The organism is Erythrobacter litoralis (assembly GCF_029760855.1).
GTDB classification, from domain to species: domain Bacteria; phylum Pseudomonadota; class Alphaproteobacteria; order Sphingomonadales; family Sphingomonadaceae; genus Qipengyuania; species Qipengyuania litoralis_A.
This window is the reverse complement of sequence record NZ_SOSI01000004.1, coordinates 264117-278415: the sequence shown is the minus strand read 5'-3', so window position 1 is coordinate 278415 and position 14299 is coordinate 264117. Positions and strand designations below refer to the sequence as shown.

The window sequence follows — 14299 nt, the reverse complement described above, 5'->3', positions numbered from 1 at the left end:
CCGCTGCGAAAGGACTGGCATGCCGGGATTGGGCGAACCGTCGGTCGAGGAGATCCTCGATTCCATCAAGAAGGTCATCGCGCGCGACAATCGCGAACGCGAAAGTCTGACTGCCGGCCGCCGCGCGCAGACTGCCGTACCCGAACCCTCCGATGCCGAAGAGGCCGAGGAAGTGTTGGAGCTGGAATCGTTCGGTGAGGACCTGATCCTCAGCGAGGACGAACTCAACACCAGTATGGCGAACGAAGCCGCGCTTGACGAGATCGATGCGTTGATGCGCGGCGATGCCGAAGCCGCTCTGCGCGAGAATTTCGCCGCCTTGGCCACGCTTTCACAACCCGGCAAGGCTCCGCAGATCGTGCGGCAGGGCGAGACTTCGCTGGAAGGTCTGGTGCGCGAAATGCTGCGACCGATGCTATCGCGCTGGCTCGACGAAAACCTCCCGGAAATGGTCGAAAATCTTGTGAAAGCCGAAATCGCCCGGATCGCCGGCAAGCGCGGTTAAGCGGTTCGCCGATTATCACTTAACCCGCGGCACATGGCGGGCTACACCCGCCGGCATGATATTCGCAAAAAGGGTTGCCGCCCCGTTCGTTAGCGTCGCCGCTCTCATGGCCACGCCGCTTCTCGCCCAGCCCGAAGAGCCCGCCCCGCCGATGAGCGCGCGCGACCTTATTACGCTGCCGCGGCTCGGCGCTCCGACCGTGAAGGACGACGGGACGCTCGCGGTCTATGCCGTCACGACGATTTCGGGCGGCGATTATTCGCGCAATTCGCAGCTCTACCTGCGCAGGCTCGATAGGGAAGGTGCCGAAGCGGTGCCGGTCGACCTCGAAGGCAGTTCGGTCGCATTCGGCGGCGATGGAGCATTGTACTATCTGGCGAACGGAGATGCCGGGACGAGCCAGGTCTGGCGGGTGCCGGTGAACGCCTCCGGTCTTGCCGGGAAGCCTTCGCAAGTCACCGCTCTCGGGCGCGGCGTCGACGGGTTCAAACTGTCTCCCGATGCCAGCCGCATCGCGATCTGGGCCGCTGTTCCGCGAGCCTGTACTGACTTCGCCTGCGACGACAGCGCCAAGGCTTATGCGCCCGGCCCCGGCACAGGGCGGCTTTACCAGGGCGACGGCGGCTTCATTCGCCATTGGGACAGCTGGGAGACGCCAGGCACGGTCAGCCGCGTCTTCGTCATGCCTGTTAGGAACGGCAAAGCGAGCGGATCGCCGATCGCGGTAGACGGCCCGGCGGGGGCCGGCGGACCCAATGGCGACACGCCGACCGCCCCTTTCGGCGGCGGTGAGGACATCGCCTGGTCGCCCGACGGCACCGCGCTTTATTTCGTGGCGCGCGAAGCGGGGGCGCAGGAGCCCTATTCGGTCAATCTCGACATCTGGCGTGCCGACGCGCGTCAGGGCGGCGTCCCGACCAACCTCACGGCCGCGAATGAAGCGCTCGATGCCTTGCCTACACCTTCGCCCGACGGTCAATATCTCGCTTATGTTGCGATGGCGCGGCCCGGCTACGAAGCCGATCGGCAAGTCGTGATGCTGCGCGACCTCACCAGCGGAGTCACGACCGCACTGACGAAGGATTTCGACCGCAGCTTCTCCAGCCTTGCGTGGACGCCCGATTCGCGCTGGATCGTCGCGACCGCGCAGGATGTGCTCGATACGCCCGCGTTCCGCATCGATCCGCGGACCGGCACGGTCGAGCGGCTAGATCTTATGGCCGGTAACGAAGCGCATATCGGCAACGTCATGCCCCTGCACGGCGAGCGCCTGCTTTTCACACGGGATTCGATCGGCGCACCCGCCGAGCTCTACATGGCCGAGGGATGGGAACAGGCGAAGCCTCTCACCATGCTGGCGACGGAACGGATGGGAGAACTCGCCCCCGTTACGGTCGAACGATTCAGCTTCGCGGGCGCGAATGGCGATACTGTGTGGGGCCAGATAACCAAACTGGCGGATCGGCCTGGCAAGATGCCGGTCGTCCTTTACGTGCATGGCGGCCCGCAAGGGTCCTTCAACGATGGCTGGTCGACCCGCTGGAACCCGCGCGTAGTTGCCAGCCAGGGCTACGCCGTGGTCTCGGTGGATTTTCACGGCAGCACGGGATACGGGCAGGCCTTTACCGACAGCATCCGTCGCGACTGGGGCGGCAAGCCACTCGAAGACCTGAAGCTGGGCCTTGCCGCCGCACTGAGGCAGGACAGCCAGATCGACGGCAGCCGCGCCTGCGCAATGGGTGCGAGTTATGGCGGGTACATGATGAACTGGATCGCCGGCCAATGGCCCGACCGGTTCGATTGCCTCGTCCAGCATGACGGCCTGTTCGACATGCGCAGCTTTTATTACACGACCGAGGAATTGTGGTTTCCGAAGTGGGACTTCGGCGGAAGCTATGCCGATCAAAAGGCGCTCTACGAAAAATGGAACCCGGTAAATTACGTCGAGAACTGGCAGACGCCCATGCTGGTGGTCACCGGGGAAAAGGATTTTCGCGTTCCTTACACGCAGGGCATCGCGTCGTTCACTGCCCTGCAGGAACGGGAGATCCCTTCGCAGCTGCTGGTATTCCCCGATGAGAACCATTGGGTTCTCGATCTGGCAAATTCGATGCAATGGCACCAGACGGTGTTCGCCTGGCTCGATCGCTGGTTGATGCCCGACGAAGCGGCTGCAAATGAGTAAGCCCGACAAGAGCCTCGAAAAAGCGCGCAAGGCCTACGCCAAGATCGGCGGCGATACGGTCGAGCGGCAGATATTTCTCTGCGCCATTAGCGAAAAGCAGAAATGTTGTTCGCGCGACGAGGGCAAAGAGGCGTGGGCCTATCTGAAGAAGCGCTTCAAGCAGCTCGGCCTGTCGGGCAAGGGAGGCACGGTGCAACGGACCAAGGCCGATTGCCTGCAGGTGTGCGAGAAAGGGCCGATCGCGGTCGTCTGGCCAGAAAACGTGTGGTATCATTCCTGCAGTGAAGAAGTGTTGGAAACCATCATCCAGCGGCACCTGATCGGCGGCGTTCCGGTCGAGGAATATCGCCTCACCGCGCCGGAAAGCGATTAACGACGATCGTCGAAATCGTTCGAGATTGAATCATCGTGTCCGGTTCCGGACGAGAGAAAGACCAGTCCCATCAGCGCGCCCGCCAGCAACATGGTAAACCCGATACCGAGCGCGGTTGCGATGTAGAAATGGATCGAGACGGGGTCCTCGCCCATGTAAATGGCGAGCATCGCTGCCGCCACCACGCCGATCGTGACCGCGAGCAGCATCTTCATGATCCGGCGATAACGCGCCCATGCAAAGGCCGCCTGTTCCGGATCGTCGAGGGGGGACTTGCCTGCCATGCTCACCTCATTGGACCTTCGAGCCGCGCCTTTCAACGGCGACGGCCTGCCCGACTCGCTTTTCAGCCGATTTTGCGGCATTATTCGCCTGTTATATTGGGGAAGAGGAGCAGCCAGCCATGAAAGTCGGACAGATTATTCAGGACCGCGCGAGTTCGGACATCGTCTCGATCTCCCGCGACCAGAGCGTCGCCGATGCGGTCCGATTGCTTGCCGGTAAGCGGATCGGCGCGCTGCCGGTGATGGAGGAAGGCAAGGTCGTGGGAATATTTTCCGAACGCGACGTGATCTACCGGCTCGCCGAGGAAGGCGATGCCTGCTTGGCCCACGAAGTCGGCAAGGTCATGACGTCGCCCGCCATTACGGTGGAGCGCGCAACGCATGTCGACCAGGCGCTCGCCTTGATGACCAAGCGCCGTATCCGCCACCTACCCGTGGTAGAGGGCGAGGCAATGTGCGGCTTCATCTCAATCGGTGATCTCGTGAAATCGCGCTTCGACGAGGTGGAGCACGAAGCCAATGCGCTGCGCGACTATATCCGCACGGCTTGAGCAGCAGCGTCCGGCTTCCTAGATTGAAGGCATGACCGCTATCCCCACCCTCACCCCCGCCGCTGCCCAGCGCGTCGCGGCGATCGCCTCCAAACAAGGCAAGCCCGCCATGCTGCGCCTGTCCGTAGAAGGGGGCGGGTGTTCGGGCTTCCAGTACAAGTTCGGCCTCGCCGAGGCGCAGGAGGACGACGATCGCACCAGTGAAACCGATGGTGTGACGCTAGTGGTCGATACGGTCAGTCTCGATCTCGTGGCAGGATCGCAGGTCGATTACGTCGAATCGCTCGGCGGGGCGGCGTTCCGGGTCGAGAACCCCAATGCGGCCGCCGGCTGCGGCTGCGGATCGAGCTTCGGCATTTAGGTTTTACGCCGCCGGCGCTTTCGGGCATCAGCCCTGCCATGCGCATTGCCACATTCAACATCAACGGGATCAAGGCCCGCCTGCCGCGCCTGATCGAATGGCTGGAAGAGACCCGGCCCACCGTCGCCTGCTTGCAGGAAATCAAAACGATGGACGAAGGCTTCCCCGCCGATGCGTTCGAGAAGATCGGCTACAAAGCCATCTGGCACGGGCAGAAGAGCTTTAACGGGGTCGCCATTCTTGCTGACGGGGTCGAGCCGATCGAAACCCAGCGCGGCCTGCCGGGCGACGATGCGGACGAACAGTCGCGCTATCTGGAAGCTGACGTGAACGGTGTGCGCGTCGCATCCATCTATTTGCCGAACGGCAATCCGCAACCAGGGCCAAAGTTCGATTACAAGCTCGACTGGATGGAACGGCTGAGGACTTACGCGAAGACGCTATGGGATGCCGAGATTCCGACGGCTCTGGTCGGCGATTACAATGTCGTGCCGGAAGACAAGGACATCTGGTCGCCCCGCGCTCTCGCTGACGATGCGCTGATGCAGCCGCAGTCGCGCGATGCCTATGCGCGCATGCTCGGCGACGGATGGACCGACGCGATCGACACCTTCAATCCGCGCGGCGGGGTGTGGACATTCTGGGATTATCAGGCCGGCGCCTGGCAGCGCGATCACGGCTTCCGGATCGATCATCTGCTTCTGTCGCCCGAACTCGCGGACCGGATGCAGGCCGCCGGCGTCGACAAGGAATACCGCGGACGCGAAAAATCGAGCGATCACACGCCCGTCTGGGTCGAACTGGCCGATTGACCGGAGCGCGGAAACAAGACCCGCGCTCCGATACCGTCACCGATAGAAGATGTGACTGTCGATAGTGGCGCGGGCCGTTTTCCGGCTCGCCCAACGCGGCTTCACATATTTCGCATGGAAATAGAGCGCGTCGCTCGCTTTGCTATCCCACAGGCCCTGATGGGCGATGCGAGCGATGGCGGTGGCGCGCTTCCACGCGACCGTGCCGGTACGAATGCGCGGCATGGCGCCCCCGCGAACGAAAGAGAACTGCGACCGCTGATGGACGACGCCGCAATAGCTCGACGGGAACTGCCCAGATTCGGTCCGGTTCACGATGACCTGCGCAACGGCAAGCTGGCCTTCGAGCGGTTCGCCCCGCGATTCGAAAAAGACTGCGCCTGCGAGGCAGCGCATTTCTTCGGAAAGCTCGCCCGGGGCCGGCATCTCGGCGACGAGTTCGCGCAGGCTCGCGGCTTCGCGCGCCGCTAGCGGCTCTTCTTCGGGCGTTTCGGGAATGTCCTGAACCACTTCCTGCGATACGAACACCGGCATGACCTCGTCGGTCAGCTCTGCGTCGGAAGGAAGGGTAATCGCCTGATGTTCGGCGTTCTGTGCATTTGCGCCGGACTCTTCGAATCCGGCAAGAGTAAGAAACATGGCCGCGGCAGCCGCCACGGAGAAACCGGTTTTACGGAACATGCTGTATTAGCTTTTCGGCGGTGAACTTTCTGACGCGAGTCTGGATCCGAAGTGCACTTTTGTGCGTACATATTAGCGGATCGATTGCAGTCTCGCCGATCGTTCCCCGTCTGCGTGCATACGCGCCGACCCCATTGCCAACCGCGTCGCCCTCGCATTCGAAAGGTCGGCGCCAAATAGTCGCATCTGAAACCGAGTCAACCGAGCCGGGCCTTTAAGCGATGAAGCGTTCCGGGTCTGCGACGTCCAATTCCAAGATCCAAAGGTCGCTATCCTGCCTGGCGCGGCGATCAAGATATTCGCTGAATTCGTATGGTTTATCAACGTCTTGTGTGCGAGAGGCAACGAATTTACGGCTTCCGTCGAGCTGTGGCATTCGCTCCCACAGGGACGAAGTTGTGCCGCGGTGGGACACGACGAGCGCTAGCGATCCGGCATCGCGTTCGCCTTTGTGAAGAACCGTGGCAAATCCGCCGGCGGCCTGCACCCGGCGGATCAACCCGCTCACTTCAAGGTGCGTCGGCAGGCGTCCTTCGTCCATGACTATGCGCCGCCGTACCCATCGAGGCTGGAGAGCGAGATGCGGCTTTTCATGAAGGTGCCGGTACCGCGCCCGATTTCGTCTCCCTCGGCGTCAACGAGTCGAGACTCCGCAACAAACACGCGCCGTTTTCCGCTCACCCACCGACCCTCCGCCACGACCGTGCCCTCGCGCACCGGCTTGGTGAAGTGGAGGTTGAACGATGTCGTCAAAAGGAATCGGTCGGTGACCAGCGTGTTTGCGGCATAGAAAGCCGCATCATCCAGCATCTTGAAATAAAGCGTGCCGTGCGCCGCCCCGGCTGCGTGAAACACCGCCTCCGTTACCTCGAATTCGATGCGGGAGGCGCCTTCTTCTTCGATGACGAGGCGGGAAGCGAACAGGGTGTTCACCGGCGCGGCGGCATATAGCCGTTCGAGCGCGCGATGATGCTGCCCCGCTCCCGAAACCCGTTCCCCCGCCATCGATACACTCAGGACGGTTCGACCCAGCCGATCGAGCCATCGCGCCGACGATAGACCATGTTGTGCCGCTCGGTCGCGCCGTTCTTGAACAGCAGCGCATCGGTATTGCGCAGATCGAGCATCATGACGGCGTCGGCCACGCTGCACTCGGGAATGTTTGCCTTGGTTTCGGCGATGACCGGCGGGCTATCTTGCTCGATCTCCTGATCTGCGTCGGCCTCGGGGGAGGCGAAGATAGTGTACGCCGCCTCTTCTTCGCGCATCGCATGGTTCGCCTGTGCGTGACGATCTTGAAGTCGGCGTTTGTACCGGCGTAGCTGTTTCTCGATCTTGGTTGCTGCCTGGTCGAAGGATTGGTGCACGTCGTGTGCCTCGGCATGTCCGCGCAGGATCAGACCCTGCATCACATGCGTAACGATGTCCGCGGTGAAAGCGCCGCCCGCCCCTTTGCCGAATGTCACGTGCGAGGAAATGGCGCGGCTGAAATATTTATCGACGATCGCCTGCATGCGCTCTTCGACGTGGGATTGCAGGGCGGCTCCGGTGTCCATCTGATGGCCCGAAATGCGGATATCCATGTGCGTATTCTCCTTCGTCGCAACCCGACGATCCAAGGCCGGTCTAGTTGCCGGCACAGGTTCACTATCCCCAAAGCGGGTTTTCTATCCCGGCCATAAAATCGCGATGACGTGCGATTTCGGCAGGCGAGGGTGCATGGGGCCGCGGCGTGCGGCGCGGGCCGGCAGGGGCCTTGCGCACCGCGACGAGATCCGGAACGGACGCAGCGCGATCCGCCGCCAGCTCGAGCCCGATCTGCCGCCCACCCTTCAGTTCGACATAGACCTGCGCCAGCAATTCGGCGTCGAGCAAGGCGCCGTGCTTGACCCGGTGGCTGCGATCAATGCCGTACCGGGTACACAGCGCATCGAGCGACAGCTTGGCCCCCGGATGGCGCCTCTTCGCCAGCGCGACCGTGTCGATCATCCGGCTGGTGCAGACCGCTACGCGCTCGCACAGGCCGAGTTCGGCATTGAGGAAGCCGAAGTCGAATCCCGCATTATGCGCGATGAGCGGCGAATCCTCGATGAAGTCCAGCAATTCGTCGCAGATATCGCGGAACAGCGGCTTGTCGGCCAGAAAGGCTGCGGACAGGCCATGCACCGCCTCCGCGCCAGAGGGCATGTCCCGTTCCGGGTTGTAATAGGCGTGGTACACCTTCCCCGTCGGCACGAGGTTGACCATCTCGACGCAGCCGATCTCGACCATGCGATCCCCCGTCTTCGGATCCAGACCGGTGGTTTCGGTATCGAAAACGATCTCACGCATCGAGGGGACTATCGGCGTGTGGCGTGGCGATTACAAGGGCCGCTCGCCGCGATTTGAAGCGATCTTGTCGATCAGCGTGGCGACATCTTTGGCGGTATCTTCGAGGGGCTGGCCAGTGTCGATTACGTGGTCCGCCAATGCGCGCTTCTCGGCATCGGGCACCTGCAATCCGAGGATATGCACAAACTTTTCGGTGGTCATGCCGGGCCGGGCTAGAACCCGTTCGCGCTGTACGTCGGCCGGGGCGGACACGACGACGACCTCGTCCACCGTTTCCGCGCCGCCTTTTTCGAACAGCAGCGGAATGTCGAACACCATGATCGGCGCTTCGGCGTTCTCGGTAAGAAATGCGGCGCGGCGGTGCGCGACCGCCGGATGGACGATGCCTTCGAGTGTGGCAAGCATTCCGGCATTGCCGAAGACCTGCGCGCCCAGCTCTTTGCGCAAGACGCCTTTGTCCGGCGTAGTACTGCCGGGGAAAGCCTGTTCGATGGCCTCGACCAGTTCGCCGCCGGACCCTTGCATCTTTCGGACCTCGGCATCGGCATCGAAGACCGGGACGCCTTCGGCGGCGAACATCGCGGCGACGGTCGATTTACCCATGCCGATCGAGCCCGTCAGGCCGAGTATCAAAGGGCGGCTCATTTGGTCAGCAGGGCGCGCAGCTCGTCATCGTGCGCGCGGGGGGCGGGGTGCCCGAAGAACAACTCGAACGCCGCAGCCGCCTGCCCGATCAGCATTGAAATGCCATCGATGGTGCGAAAACCGGCGGCTTCGGCATTTTGCAAAAAGCCGGTGCTAACCGGATCGGTTACAATGTCATAGGCGATCGAACCTGGCGGGGCATGGCTCCAGTCGAAGACGAGCGGCGGCTGGCCGCGCATTCCAAGCGGGGACGCATTGACGATGAGGTCGCAACACCCTTCGCGGTCGTCGAAGGCGAAGTCGGTCGGCTCCGCGAAATGCGCGATGTCGGCGGCATGATGTTCGCCGTTTGGCGCAAGTTCAGCTAGGATCGCCCGCGCCTTGTTGGCATCGCGCCCGGCAAGGACGATGGTGAAACCTTCCGCCGCAAGCCCGCTGACGATGGCACGCGCGGCACCGCCCGTTCCCAAGACCCGTGCCATGCGAAAATAATGGGAGCGATCGAGTTCGCGGTGCAATGGTTCGAGGAAGCCGGCAACATCGGTATTCCGTCCTGCCAACAGCCGATTGAAGGCCGGATAGATCGTATTCACCGCGCCGACCGATGCCGCCGGTTTCTCGACCGAATGGAGGTGGGGTTGGACCATCTGCTTGAGCGGCATCGTGACATTGCAACCAACCCAGTTCGGATCCTTTTGACGCTCGGCGAGATAGGTTGCGATGCCTTCGGGTTCGACGCGCGTCGCGCGGTACTCCGCTTCGATGCCGAGCTTTTCAATCCAGAAGTTGTGAATCGTCGGCGATTTCGACTGCGCGATCGGATCGCCGATGACCTCGGCGTATGTCATTGCGGCAGCACGCCGTGGTCGCGCAGGGCCGACAGGACTTGCAACAATGGCATTCCGAGCACGGTGAATTGGTCGCCTGCAATGCTTTTGAACAATTGCGGCCCCGGCCCCTCTATCCTGAAAACGCCGACGCAATAGGATACCGCTGGCCATTCGGCGTCGAGATAGGCCTTGATGAAATCGGCCGACAATTCACGCACCCGCAGACGGGCAAAATCATGGCCGACCCACACTATTCGGCCATCGACTGCCAAGGCCGCCGCGCTGTGCAGCGTCATCGTCTTGCCTGAGAAGAACTGCAAATGCGCCGCCGCATCCTCGCGGCTGCCCGGTTTGTCGAACCGCCGCCCATCGACCTCGACAAGAGAGTCGCTGCCGAGCACCGGCACATCTGCCGTTACCGCCGCAGCCTTCGCCGCAGCCAGGGCCTGCGCGATTTCGGCAGCGTCTGCGCCTTCCATTTCCGCCTCGATTGTTCGTTCGTCTACTTGGGCAGGGCAGACTTCGAACGCTATGTCCACTGCTTCTAGCATCGCCTTTCGCGAGGCGCTGTTCGACGCGAGAACGATCCCGCTTCCGCTGAGGGCAATTCTCATATCGCCTTCACCCCTTCAAACTCGCCCTCCGACGCATTCTTGCGCTGGCTGCACAGGCGGATCACCGCGGCCGCGGTTTCCTCGATGGAGCGGCGGGTAACGTCGATCACCGGCCAGCCATTGTCGGCAAACATTCGGCGAGCAAAGGTCAGTTCTTCCTTCACTTTTTCGTTGTCGACATAGGCGGTCTGGGTCTGTTCGTTGAGGGTCAGCAGGCGGTTGCGGCGGATCTGCACCAGCCGTTCGGGCGCGGTCGTGAGGCCGACGACCAGCGGGTTCCTCAATTCGAACAGCTTTTTTGGCGGCGGGCTCTCGACGACCAGTGGAATGTTCGCCACCTTGTATCCGCGATTGGCGAGATAGATGCTGGTCGGCGTCTTCGAGCTTCGCGACACCCCGGCAAGGACAATGTCCGCTTCCTCCCAATTCTCCCACCCGATTCCATCGTCATGCGCGATGGTGAACTGGATCGCCTCCACCCGGTCGAAATAGGCCTTGTCCATTCGGTGCTGCTGACCTGGCCGTCCGCGAGCCTCCTGCCCCAGCGCCTGTTCCAGCGCTTCGGTAATCCGATCGAGGATCGGCACAGCGGGCAGGCCGAGCTTGGAACACGCATCTTCCAGCCGCCGCCGCGTTTCGGGATTGACCAGCGTAAACAGGACGAGCCCGGGATTGGCCTTCAATTCCGGCAGCAAACGCTCCAGATGCTGCGAACTGCGCACCATCGGCCAGAAATGCCGCACCACGTCGACGTCCTCGAACTGGGCGAGGGCGGCCTTGGCCAGCATTTCTAGCGTTTCCCCGGTGGAGTCGGAAAGCAGATGAAGATGGACACGCTCGGCGATGACACAGTTCTCCAAGGGATGTGGACAAGCATGGCATAAACCATGGGACAAGCCTGCCGACAAGTTCGGGGACCGAAACGCTCCCCGGTACCCGCCGCGACCGACCCCGATTCCCGCACAGCAAATGCAAGTTTCGAACAGGCTGGGGACAGCCGGGATAAGTATGACTCGACTCATACCGCCGCGCGAGTCGCGATTGCGGCAACCGCCTTGGCCTCGCGGGATAAATGCGGCTAAAGCGCGCTATGCCCACTATCCACAGGGCCAACAGACTCCTTCAACTCTTATAATATACTTTATTTATTGGATTGGACTCACCGATGCCCGGCCTTCTCCTCGACACGCTGAACGGCAAGCGGGGCGCGTCCGTGCCGCTCTGGCTCATGCGCCAGGCCGGACGGTACCTGCCCGAATATCGCGCCTTGCGAGCCGAGAAGGGCGGGTTCCTCGACATGGCCTACGATAGCGAGGCGGCTTGCGAAGTGACCTTGCAGCCGATCGAGCGGTTCGGCTTCGACGGGGCGATCCTGTTCTCCGACATTCTGATCGTACCTCATGCGCTTGGCCAGCATCTGGAGTTCCTGGCGGGCGAGGGACCGAAACTTTCGCCGCGCCTGCTCGATGCGGCGCTGGACGATCTGACCCGCGATCCTTCCCGCTACGAGCCGATCTACGGCACGGTGCGCCGCTGCCGCGAGCGGATGCCGGAGGGCGTCACGATGCTGGGCTTCGCTGGGAGCCCGTGGACCGTGGCTACGTACATGATCGCGGGCGAGGGCAGTCGGGATCAGCATGACGCCCGCGCACTCGCCTATCGCGATCCTGGGGCGCTGCAGGCGATCCTCGATGCTATCGTCGACGAGACGACCAAATATCTCTCCGGCCAGATCGAGGCGGGGGCCGAAGCGGTGCAATTGTTCGATAGCTGGGCGGGTAGCCTTGCGCCCGACGAGTTCGAGCGCTGGGTCGTCGCGCCCAATGCCGCCATCGTAGCGGCATTGAAGGCGCGCCACCCCCAAACGCCGGTCATCGGCTTTCCGAAGGGCTCGGGCGAGAAGCTGCCTGCCTATGCTCGCGAAACCGGCGTCGATGCCATCGGGGTGGACGAAACCCTCGATCCGGATTGGGTGGCGCGCCAATTGCCGGCCGGAATGCCGGTGCAGGGCAATCTCGATCCCTTGCTGCTGCTTGCCGGCAGCGAGGCTTTGGAAATGCGTGTTCGTGCGATTCTCGAGGCTTTCGCCGACCGACCGCATGTCTTCAATCTCGGCCATGGGATCGACCGGCGAACGCCGATCGCGCATGTCCATCGCCTTATCGACACGGTGCGCGGTTGGAAGGGGTGACGAACGCGCTGCGGGTTCCTAGATCGCACCCATGCAAAGCGTGCTGGCAATGACGTATCTGTGGCTGAAGGCAGGGCACATCATTTTTGTCGTGTTCTGGACGGCGGGCTTGTTCATGCTGCCGCGCCAGATGCTGTATCTTTATCCCGCCGAAGCCGGCTCTGCCGAGGCGGCGCTATGGGAGAAGCGCATCGGCCTGCTACGCAAGATCATCCTGACGCCCAGCCTGATCGTTGTCTGGGTGCTCGGTATCCTGCTTGCGACCAGTATCGGGGCGTGGGACCAAGGCTGGCTTCACGCGAAGCTCCTGTTCGTCGTGCTGCTGTCGGCCTATCATGGCATCATGGTCGGCCGCGCAAAAAAGATGTTCGCCGGCAAGCGTCCGATGAGCGAGAAGCAGTTGCGACTATGGGGCGAGTTTCCCGGGATCTTGCTGGCGATTATCGTCGTCCTGGTCGTCGTCAAACCGTTCTGACCTTCGCCCTGCCGCAAAGCGGTCAGAAGGCGATTGACGATGTGCGGCGACGAATTTATCGCAAAGACCACATGCAAGGCCATTGGGCCTCGGCGCATTCCGCACCGGGCCAGGTTCGCTTTCCCAAAGCCGCTTCGTCCCTTCAGGGCGACACACCTGCCGAGCACATTCCCATTCGAGTGAAAACATAATGCATCTCAAAGATTTGAAAGAAAAAGCCCCGGCCGATCTTGTCGCGATGGCGGAAGAGCTCGGCGTCGAAGGCGCATCCACCATGCGCCGGCAGGACCTTATGTTCTGTATCCTGCGCGAGCTGGCGGAAGACGAGGAATACGAAGAGAAGATCATGGGCATCGGCACCATCGAGGTGCTGCAGGACGGCTTCGGCTTCCTGCGATCACCCGAGGCGAATTACCTTGCCGGGCCCGACGATATCTATGTCTCGCCGAACCAGGTGAGGAAATGGGGCCTGCGTACCGGCGATACGGTCGAGGGCGAGATCCGCGCGCCTCAGGAAGGCGAGCGCTATTTCGCGCTGACCAAGCTCTACAAGGTCAATTACGACGATCCCGATGCGGTGCGCCATCGCACCAATTTCGACAATCTGACGCCGCTTTACCCTGACGAGAAGCTGTCGCTCGACACGCTCGATCCCACGGTCAAGGACAAGAGCGCGCGGGTGATTGATATAATCTCGCCGCAGGGCAAGGGCCAGCGCGCGCTGATCGTTGCCCCGCCGCGCACGGGTAAGACGGTGCTGCTGCAAAACATTGCCAAGGCGATCACCGACAACCACCCCGAAGTGTTCCTGCTGGTGCTGCTGGTCGACGAGCGGCCCGAGGAAGTCACCGACATGCAGCGCAGCGTGAACGGCGAGGTCATTTCCTCGACCTTCGACGAACCGGCCAATCGCCATGTGCAAGTTGCCGAAATGGTAATCGAGAAGGCCAAGCGGCTGGTCGAACACAAGAAAGACGTGGTGATCCTTTTGGACAGCATCACCCGCCTCGGCCGGGCCTACAATACCGTCGTGCCCAGCTCGGGCAAGGTGCTGACCGGCGGTGTTGACGCGAACGCTTTGCAGCGCCCGAAGCGTTTCTTCGGTGCGGCGCGGAATATCGAGGAAGGCGGCTCGCTTTCCATTATCGCGACCGCGCTGATCGATACCGGTAGCCGTATGGACGAAGTGATCTTCGAGGAGTTCAAGGGTACGGGTAACAGCGAAATCGTGCTCGACCGTAAGGTCGCCGATAAGCGCATCTTCCCGGCGCTCGATGTCGGCAAGTCCGGAACCCGTAAGGAAGAACTGCTGGTCGAGAAGGAACAGCTGTCGAAAATGTGGGTCCTGCGCCGTATCCTGATGCAGATGGGCACGATCGACTCGATGGAATTCCTGCTCGACAAGATGAAGGATTCCAAGACCAACGAAGACTTCTTCGCGACGATGAATCAGTAGGTTTT

General features: G+C 61.9%; 19 protein-coding genes. 9 read left to right on the top strand and 10 right to left on the bottom strand.

All coding sequences use genetic code 11. The features are described from left to right. The first annotated feature begins 19 nt into the window (after nt 1-19). The 3 genes from E3U23_RS09665 to E3U23_RS09655 all read left to right on the top strand — a co-directional run bounded on the left by E3U23_RS09665 (nt 20) and on the right by E3U23_RS09655 (nt 3063). Nucleotides 20-505 (top strand): DUF2497 domain-containing protein, encoded by a 486-nt coding sequence (locus tag E3U23_RS09665; RefSeq protein ID WP_279351038.1) that lies wholly within the window; start codon nt 20-22, stop codon nt 503-505. 106 nt (nt 506-611) lie between these two features. After that, nucleotides 612-2690: a S9 family peptidase gene (locus E3U23_RS09660; RefSeq protein ID WP_279351037.1), complete on the top strand. Its 2079-nt coding sequence runs from the start codon at nt 612-614 to the stop codon at nt 2688-2690. Then, the gene (locus tag E3U23_RS09655; protein ID WP_279351036.1) at nt 2683-3063 is read left to right on the top strand and encodes a (2Fe-2S) ferredoxin domain-containing protein; all 381 of its coding nucleotides are present in this window, start codon (nt 2683-2685) and stop codon (nt 3061-3063) included. The genes E3U23_RS09660 and E3U23_RS09655 overlap by 8 nt, the downstream gene beginning before the upstream one ends. On the opposite strand, the gene E3U23_RS09650 is transcribed toward E3U23_RS09655, so the two are convergent. After that, nucleotides 3060-3347, bottom strand: a complete 288-nt coding sequence (locus E3U23_RS09650) for a hypothetical protein (RefSeq protein WP_279351035.1) — start codon at nt 3345-3347, stop codon at nt 3060-3062. The two genes, E3U23_RS09655 and E3U23_RS09650, sit on opposite strands and share 4 nt — an antisense overlap. A gap of 119 nt (nt 3348-3466) precedes the next feature. Between E3U23_RS09650 and E3U23_RS09645 the strand changes: the two genes are divergently transcribed. From E3U23_RS09645 to xth, 3 genes are read left to right on the top strand one after another with little or no spacing between them, the layout of a single operon-like run. After that, nucleotides 3467-3898: a CBS domain-containing protein gene (locus tag E3U23_RS09645; RefSeq protein WP_279351034.1), complete on the top strand. Its 432-nt coding sequence runs from the start codon at nt 3467-3469 to the stop codon at nt 3896-3898. Nucleotides 3899-3929: 31 nt separating this feature from the next. After that, nucleotides 3930-4259 (top strand): iron-sulfur cluster insertion protein ErpA, encoded by a 330-nt coding sequence (gene erpA / locus E3U23_RS09640; RefSeq protein WP_279351033.1) that lies wholly within the window; start codon nt 3930-3932, stop codon nt 4257-4259. Nucleotides 4260-4297: 38 nt separating this feature from the next. Beyond that, nucleotides 4298-5071, top strand: a complete 774-nt coding sequence (gene xth / locus E3U23_RS09635; RefSeq protein WP_279351032.1) for an exodeoxyribonuclease III — start codon at nt 4298-4300, stop codon at nt 5069-5071. 36 nt (nt 5072-5107) lie between these two features. Here the strand turns inward: xth and E3U23_RS09630 are convergent, their stop codons facing one another. The 9 genes from E3U23_RS09630 to E3U23_RS09590 all read right to left on the bottom strand — a co-directional run bounded on the left by E3U23_RS09630 (nt 5108) and on the right by E3U23_RS09590 (nt 10960). After that, nucleotides 5108-5752 (bottom strand): cell wall hydrolase, encoded by a 645-nt coding sequence (locus tag E3U23_RS09630; protein ID WP_279351031.1) that lies wholly within the window; start codon nt 5750-5752, stop codon nt 5108-5110. 214 nt (nt 5753-5966) lie between these two features. After that, on the bottom strand, nt 5967-6293 hold the full coding sequence (locus tag E3U23_RS09625; protein WP_279351030.1) for a DUF1491 family protein: 327 nt from the start codon (nt 6291-6293) through the stop codon (nt 5967-5969). Nucleotides 6294-6295: 2 nt separating this feature from the next. After that, nucleotides 6296-6757: a PaaI family thioesterase gene (locus E3U23_RS09620; protein WP_279351029.1), complete on the bottom strand. Its 462-nt coding sequence runs from the start codon at nt 6755-6757 to the stop codon at nt 6296-6298. A gap of 8 nt (nt 6758-6765) precedes the next feature. Continuing rightward, a complete protein-coding gene (hpf, locus tag E3U23_RS09615) occupies nt 6766-7335 on the bottom strand; it encodes a ribosome hibernation-promoting factor, HPF/YfiA family (protein ID WP_279351028.1) in 570 nt (189 codons plus the stop codon). A gap of 64 nt (nt 7336-7399) precedes the next feature. Continuing rightward, nucleotides 7400-8083: a DNA polymerase III subunit epsilon gene (gene dnaQ, locus E3U23_RS09610; protein WP_279351027.1), complete on the bottom strand. Its 684-nt coding sequence runs from the start codon at nt 8081-8083 to the stop codon at nt 7400-7402. 30 nt (nt 8084-8113) lie between these two features. After that, entirely contained in the window at nt 8114-8728 is a 615-nt protein-coding gene (gene coaE / locus E3U23_RS09605) for a dephospho-CoA kinase (RefSeq protein WP_279351026.1), read from the bottom strand. Next, the gene (locus E3U23_RS09600; RefSeq protein ID WP_279351025.1) at nt 8725-9576 is read right to left on the bottom strand and encodes a shikimate dehydrogenase family protein; all 852 of its coding nucleotides are present in this window, start codon (nt 9574-9576) and stop codon (nt 8725-8727) included. The genes coaE and E3U23_RS09600 overlap by 4 nt, the downstream gene beginning before the upstream one ends. Further along, the gene (locus tag E3U23_RS09595) at nt 9573-10172 is read right to left on the bottom strand and encodes a Maf family protein (RefSeq protein WP_279351024.1); all 600 of its coding nucleotides are present in this window, start codon (nt 10170-10172) and stop codon (nt 9573-9575) included. Before E3U23_RS09595 ends, E3U23_RS09600 begins: the two co-directional genes overlap by 4 nt. Next, the gene (locus E3U23_RS09590; protein WP_431732679.1) at nt 10169-10960 is read right to left on the bottom strand and encodes a pyruvate, water dikinase regulatory protein; all 792 of its coding nucleotides are present in this window, start codon (nt 10958-10960) and stop codon (nt 10169-10171) included. Before E3U23_RS09590 ends, E3U23_RS09595 begins: the two co-directional genes overlap by 4 nt. A 377-nt stretch (nt 10961-11337) precedes the next feature. Between E3U23_RS09590 and hemE the strand changes: the two genes are divergently transcribed. The 3 genes from hemE (at nt 11338) to rho (ending at nt 14294) form a co-directional block, all read left to right on the top strand. Beyond that, nucleotides 11338-12363 (top strand): uroporphyrinogen decarboxylase, encoded by a 1026-nt coding sequence (gene hemE, locus E3U23_RS09585; RefSeq protein WP_279351022.1) that lies wholly within the window; start codon nt 11338-11340, stop codon nt 12361-12363. A gap of 31 nt (nt 12364-12394) precedes the next feature. Continuing rightward, nucleotides 12395-12838: a CopD family protein gene (locus tag E3U23_RS09580; protein WP_279351021.1), complete on the top strand. Its 444-nt coding sequence runs from the start codon at nt 12395-12397 to the stop codon at nt 12836-12838. Between the two features lie 190 nt (nt 12839-13028). After that, nucleotides 13029-14294: a transcription termination factor Rho gene (rho, locus tag E3U23_RS09575; RefSeq protein WP_279351020.1), complete on the top strand. Its 1266-nt coding sequence runs from the start codon at nt 13029-13031 to the stop codon at nt 14292-14294. The last annotated feature ends 5 nt before the right edge of the window (nt 14295-14299 follow it).

Excerpts from the sequence above, each read along its gene's own strand:
- E3U23_RS09660 (WP_279351037.1), top strand. The coding sequence starts at position 612 with ATGGCCACGCCGCTTCTCGCCCAGCCCGAAGAGCCCGCCCCGCCGATG.
- hemE (WP_279351022.1), top strand. The coding sequence starts at position 11,338 with ATGCCCGGCCTTCTCCTCGACACGCTGAACGGCAAGCGGGGCGCGTCC.
- dnaQ (WP_279351027.1), bottom strand. The coding sequence starts at position 8,083 with ATGCGTGAGATCGTTTTCGATACCGAAACCACCGGTCTGGATCCGAAG.
- hpf (WP_279351028.1), bottom strand. The coding sequence starts at position 7,335 with ATGGATATCCGCATTTCGGGCCATCAGATGGACACCGGAGCCGCCCTG.
- E3U23_RS09620 (WP_279351029.1), bottom strand. The coding sequence starts at position 6,757 with ATGGCGGGGGAACGGGTTTCGGGAGCGGGGCAGCATCATCGCGCGCTC.
- E3U23_RS09600 (WP_279351025.1), bottom strand. The coding sequence starts at position 9,576 with ATGACATACGCCGAGGTCATCGGCGATCCGATCGCGCAGTCGAAATCG.
- E3U23_RS09580 (WP_279351021.1), top strand. The coding sequence starts at position 12,395 with ATGCAAAGCGTGCTGGCAATGACGTATCTGTGGCTGAAGGCAGGGCAC.
- E3U23_RS09625 (WP_279351030.1), bottom strand. The coding sequence starts at position 6,293 with ATGGACGAAGGACGCCTGCCGACGCACCTTGAAGTGAGCGGGTTGATC.
- rho (WP_279351020.1), top strand. The coding sequence starts at position 13,029 with ATGCATCTCAAAGATTTGAAAGAAAAAGCCCCGGCCGATCTTGTCGCG.
- E3U23_RS09630 (WP_279351031.1), bottom strand. The coding sequence starts at position 5,752 with ATGTTCCGTAAAACCGGTTTCTCCGTGGCGGCTGCCGCGGCCATGTTT.
- coaE (WP_279351026.1), bottom strand. The coding sequence starts at position 8,728 with ATGAGCCGCCCTTTGATACTCGGCCTGACGGGCTCGATCGGCATGGGT.
- E3U23_RS09595 (WP_279351024.1), bottom strand. The coding sequence starts at position 10,172 with ATGAGAATTGCCCTCAGCGGAAGCGGGATCGTTCTCGCGTCGAACAGC.
- E3U23_RS09590 (WP_431732679.1), bottom strand. The coding sequence starts at position 10,960 with ATGCTGGCCAAGGCCGCCCTCGCCCAGTTCGAGGACGTCGACGTGGTG.
- E3U23_RS09655 (WP_279351036.1), top strand. The coding sequence starts at position 2,683 with ATGAGTAAGCCCGACAAGAGCCTCGAAAAAGCGCGCAAGGCCTACGCC.
- E3U23_RS09665 (WP_279351038.1), top strand. The coding sequence starts at position 20 with ATGCCGGGATTGGGCGAACCGTCGGTCGAGGAGATCCTCGATTCCATC.
- xth (WP_279351032.1), top strand. The coding sequence starts at position 4,298 with ATGCGCATTGCCACATTCAACATCAACGGGATCAAGGCCCGCCTGCCG.
- E3U23_RS09645 (WP_279351034.1), top strand. The coding sequence starts at position 3,467 with ATGAAAGTCGGACAGATTATTCAGGACCGCGCGAGTTCGGACATCGTC.
- erpA (WP_279351033.1), top strand. The coding sequence starts at position 3,930 with ATGACCGCTATCCCCACCCTCACCCCCGCCGCTGCCCAGCGCGTCGCG.
- E3U23_RS09650 (WP_279351035.1), bottom strand. The coding sequence starts at position 3,347 with ATGGCAGGCAAGTCCCCCCTCGACGATCCGGAACAGGCGGCCTTTGCA.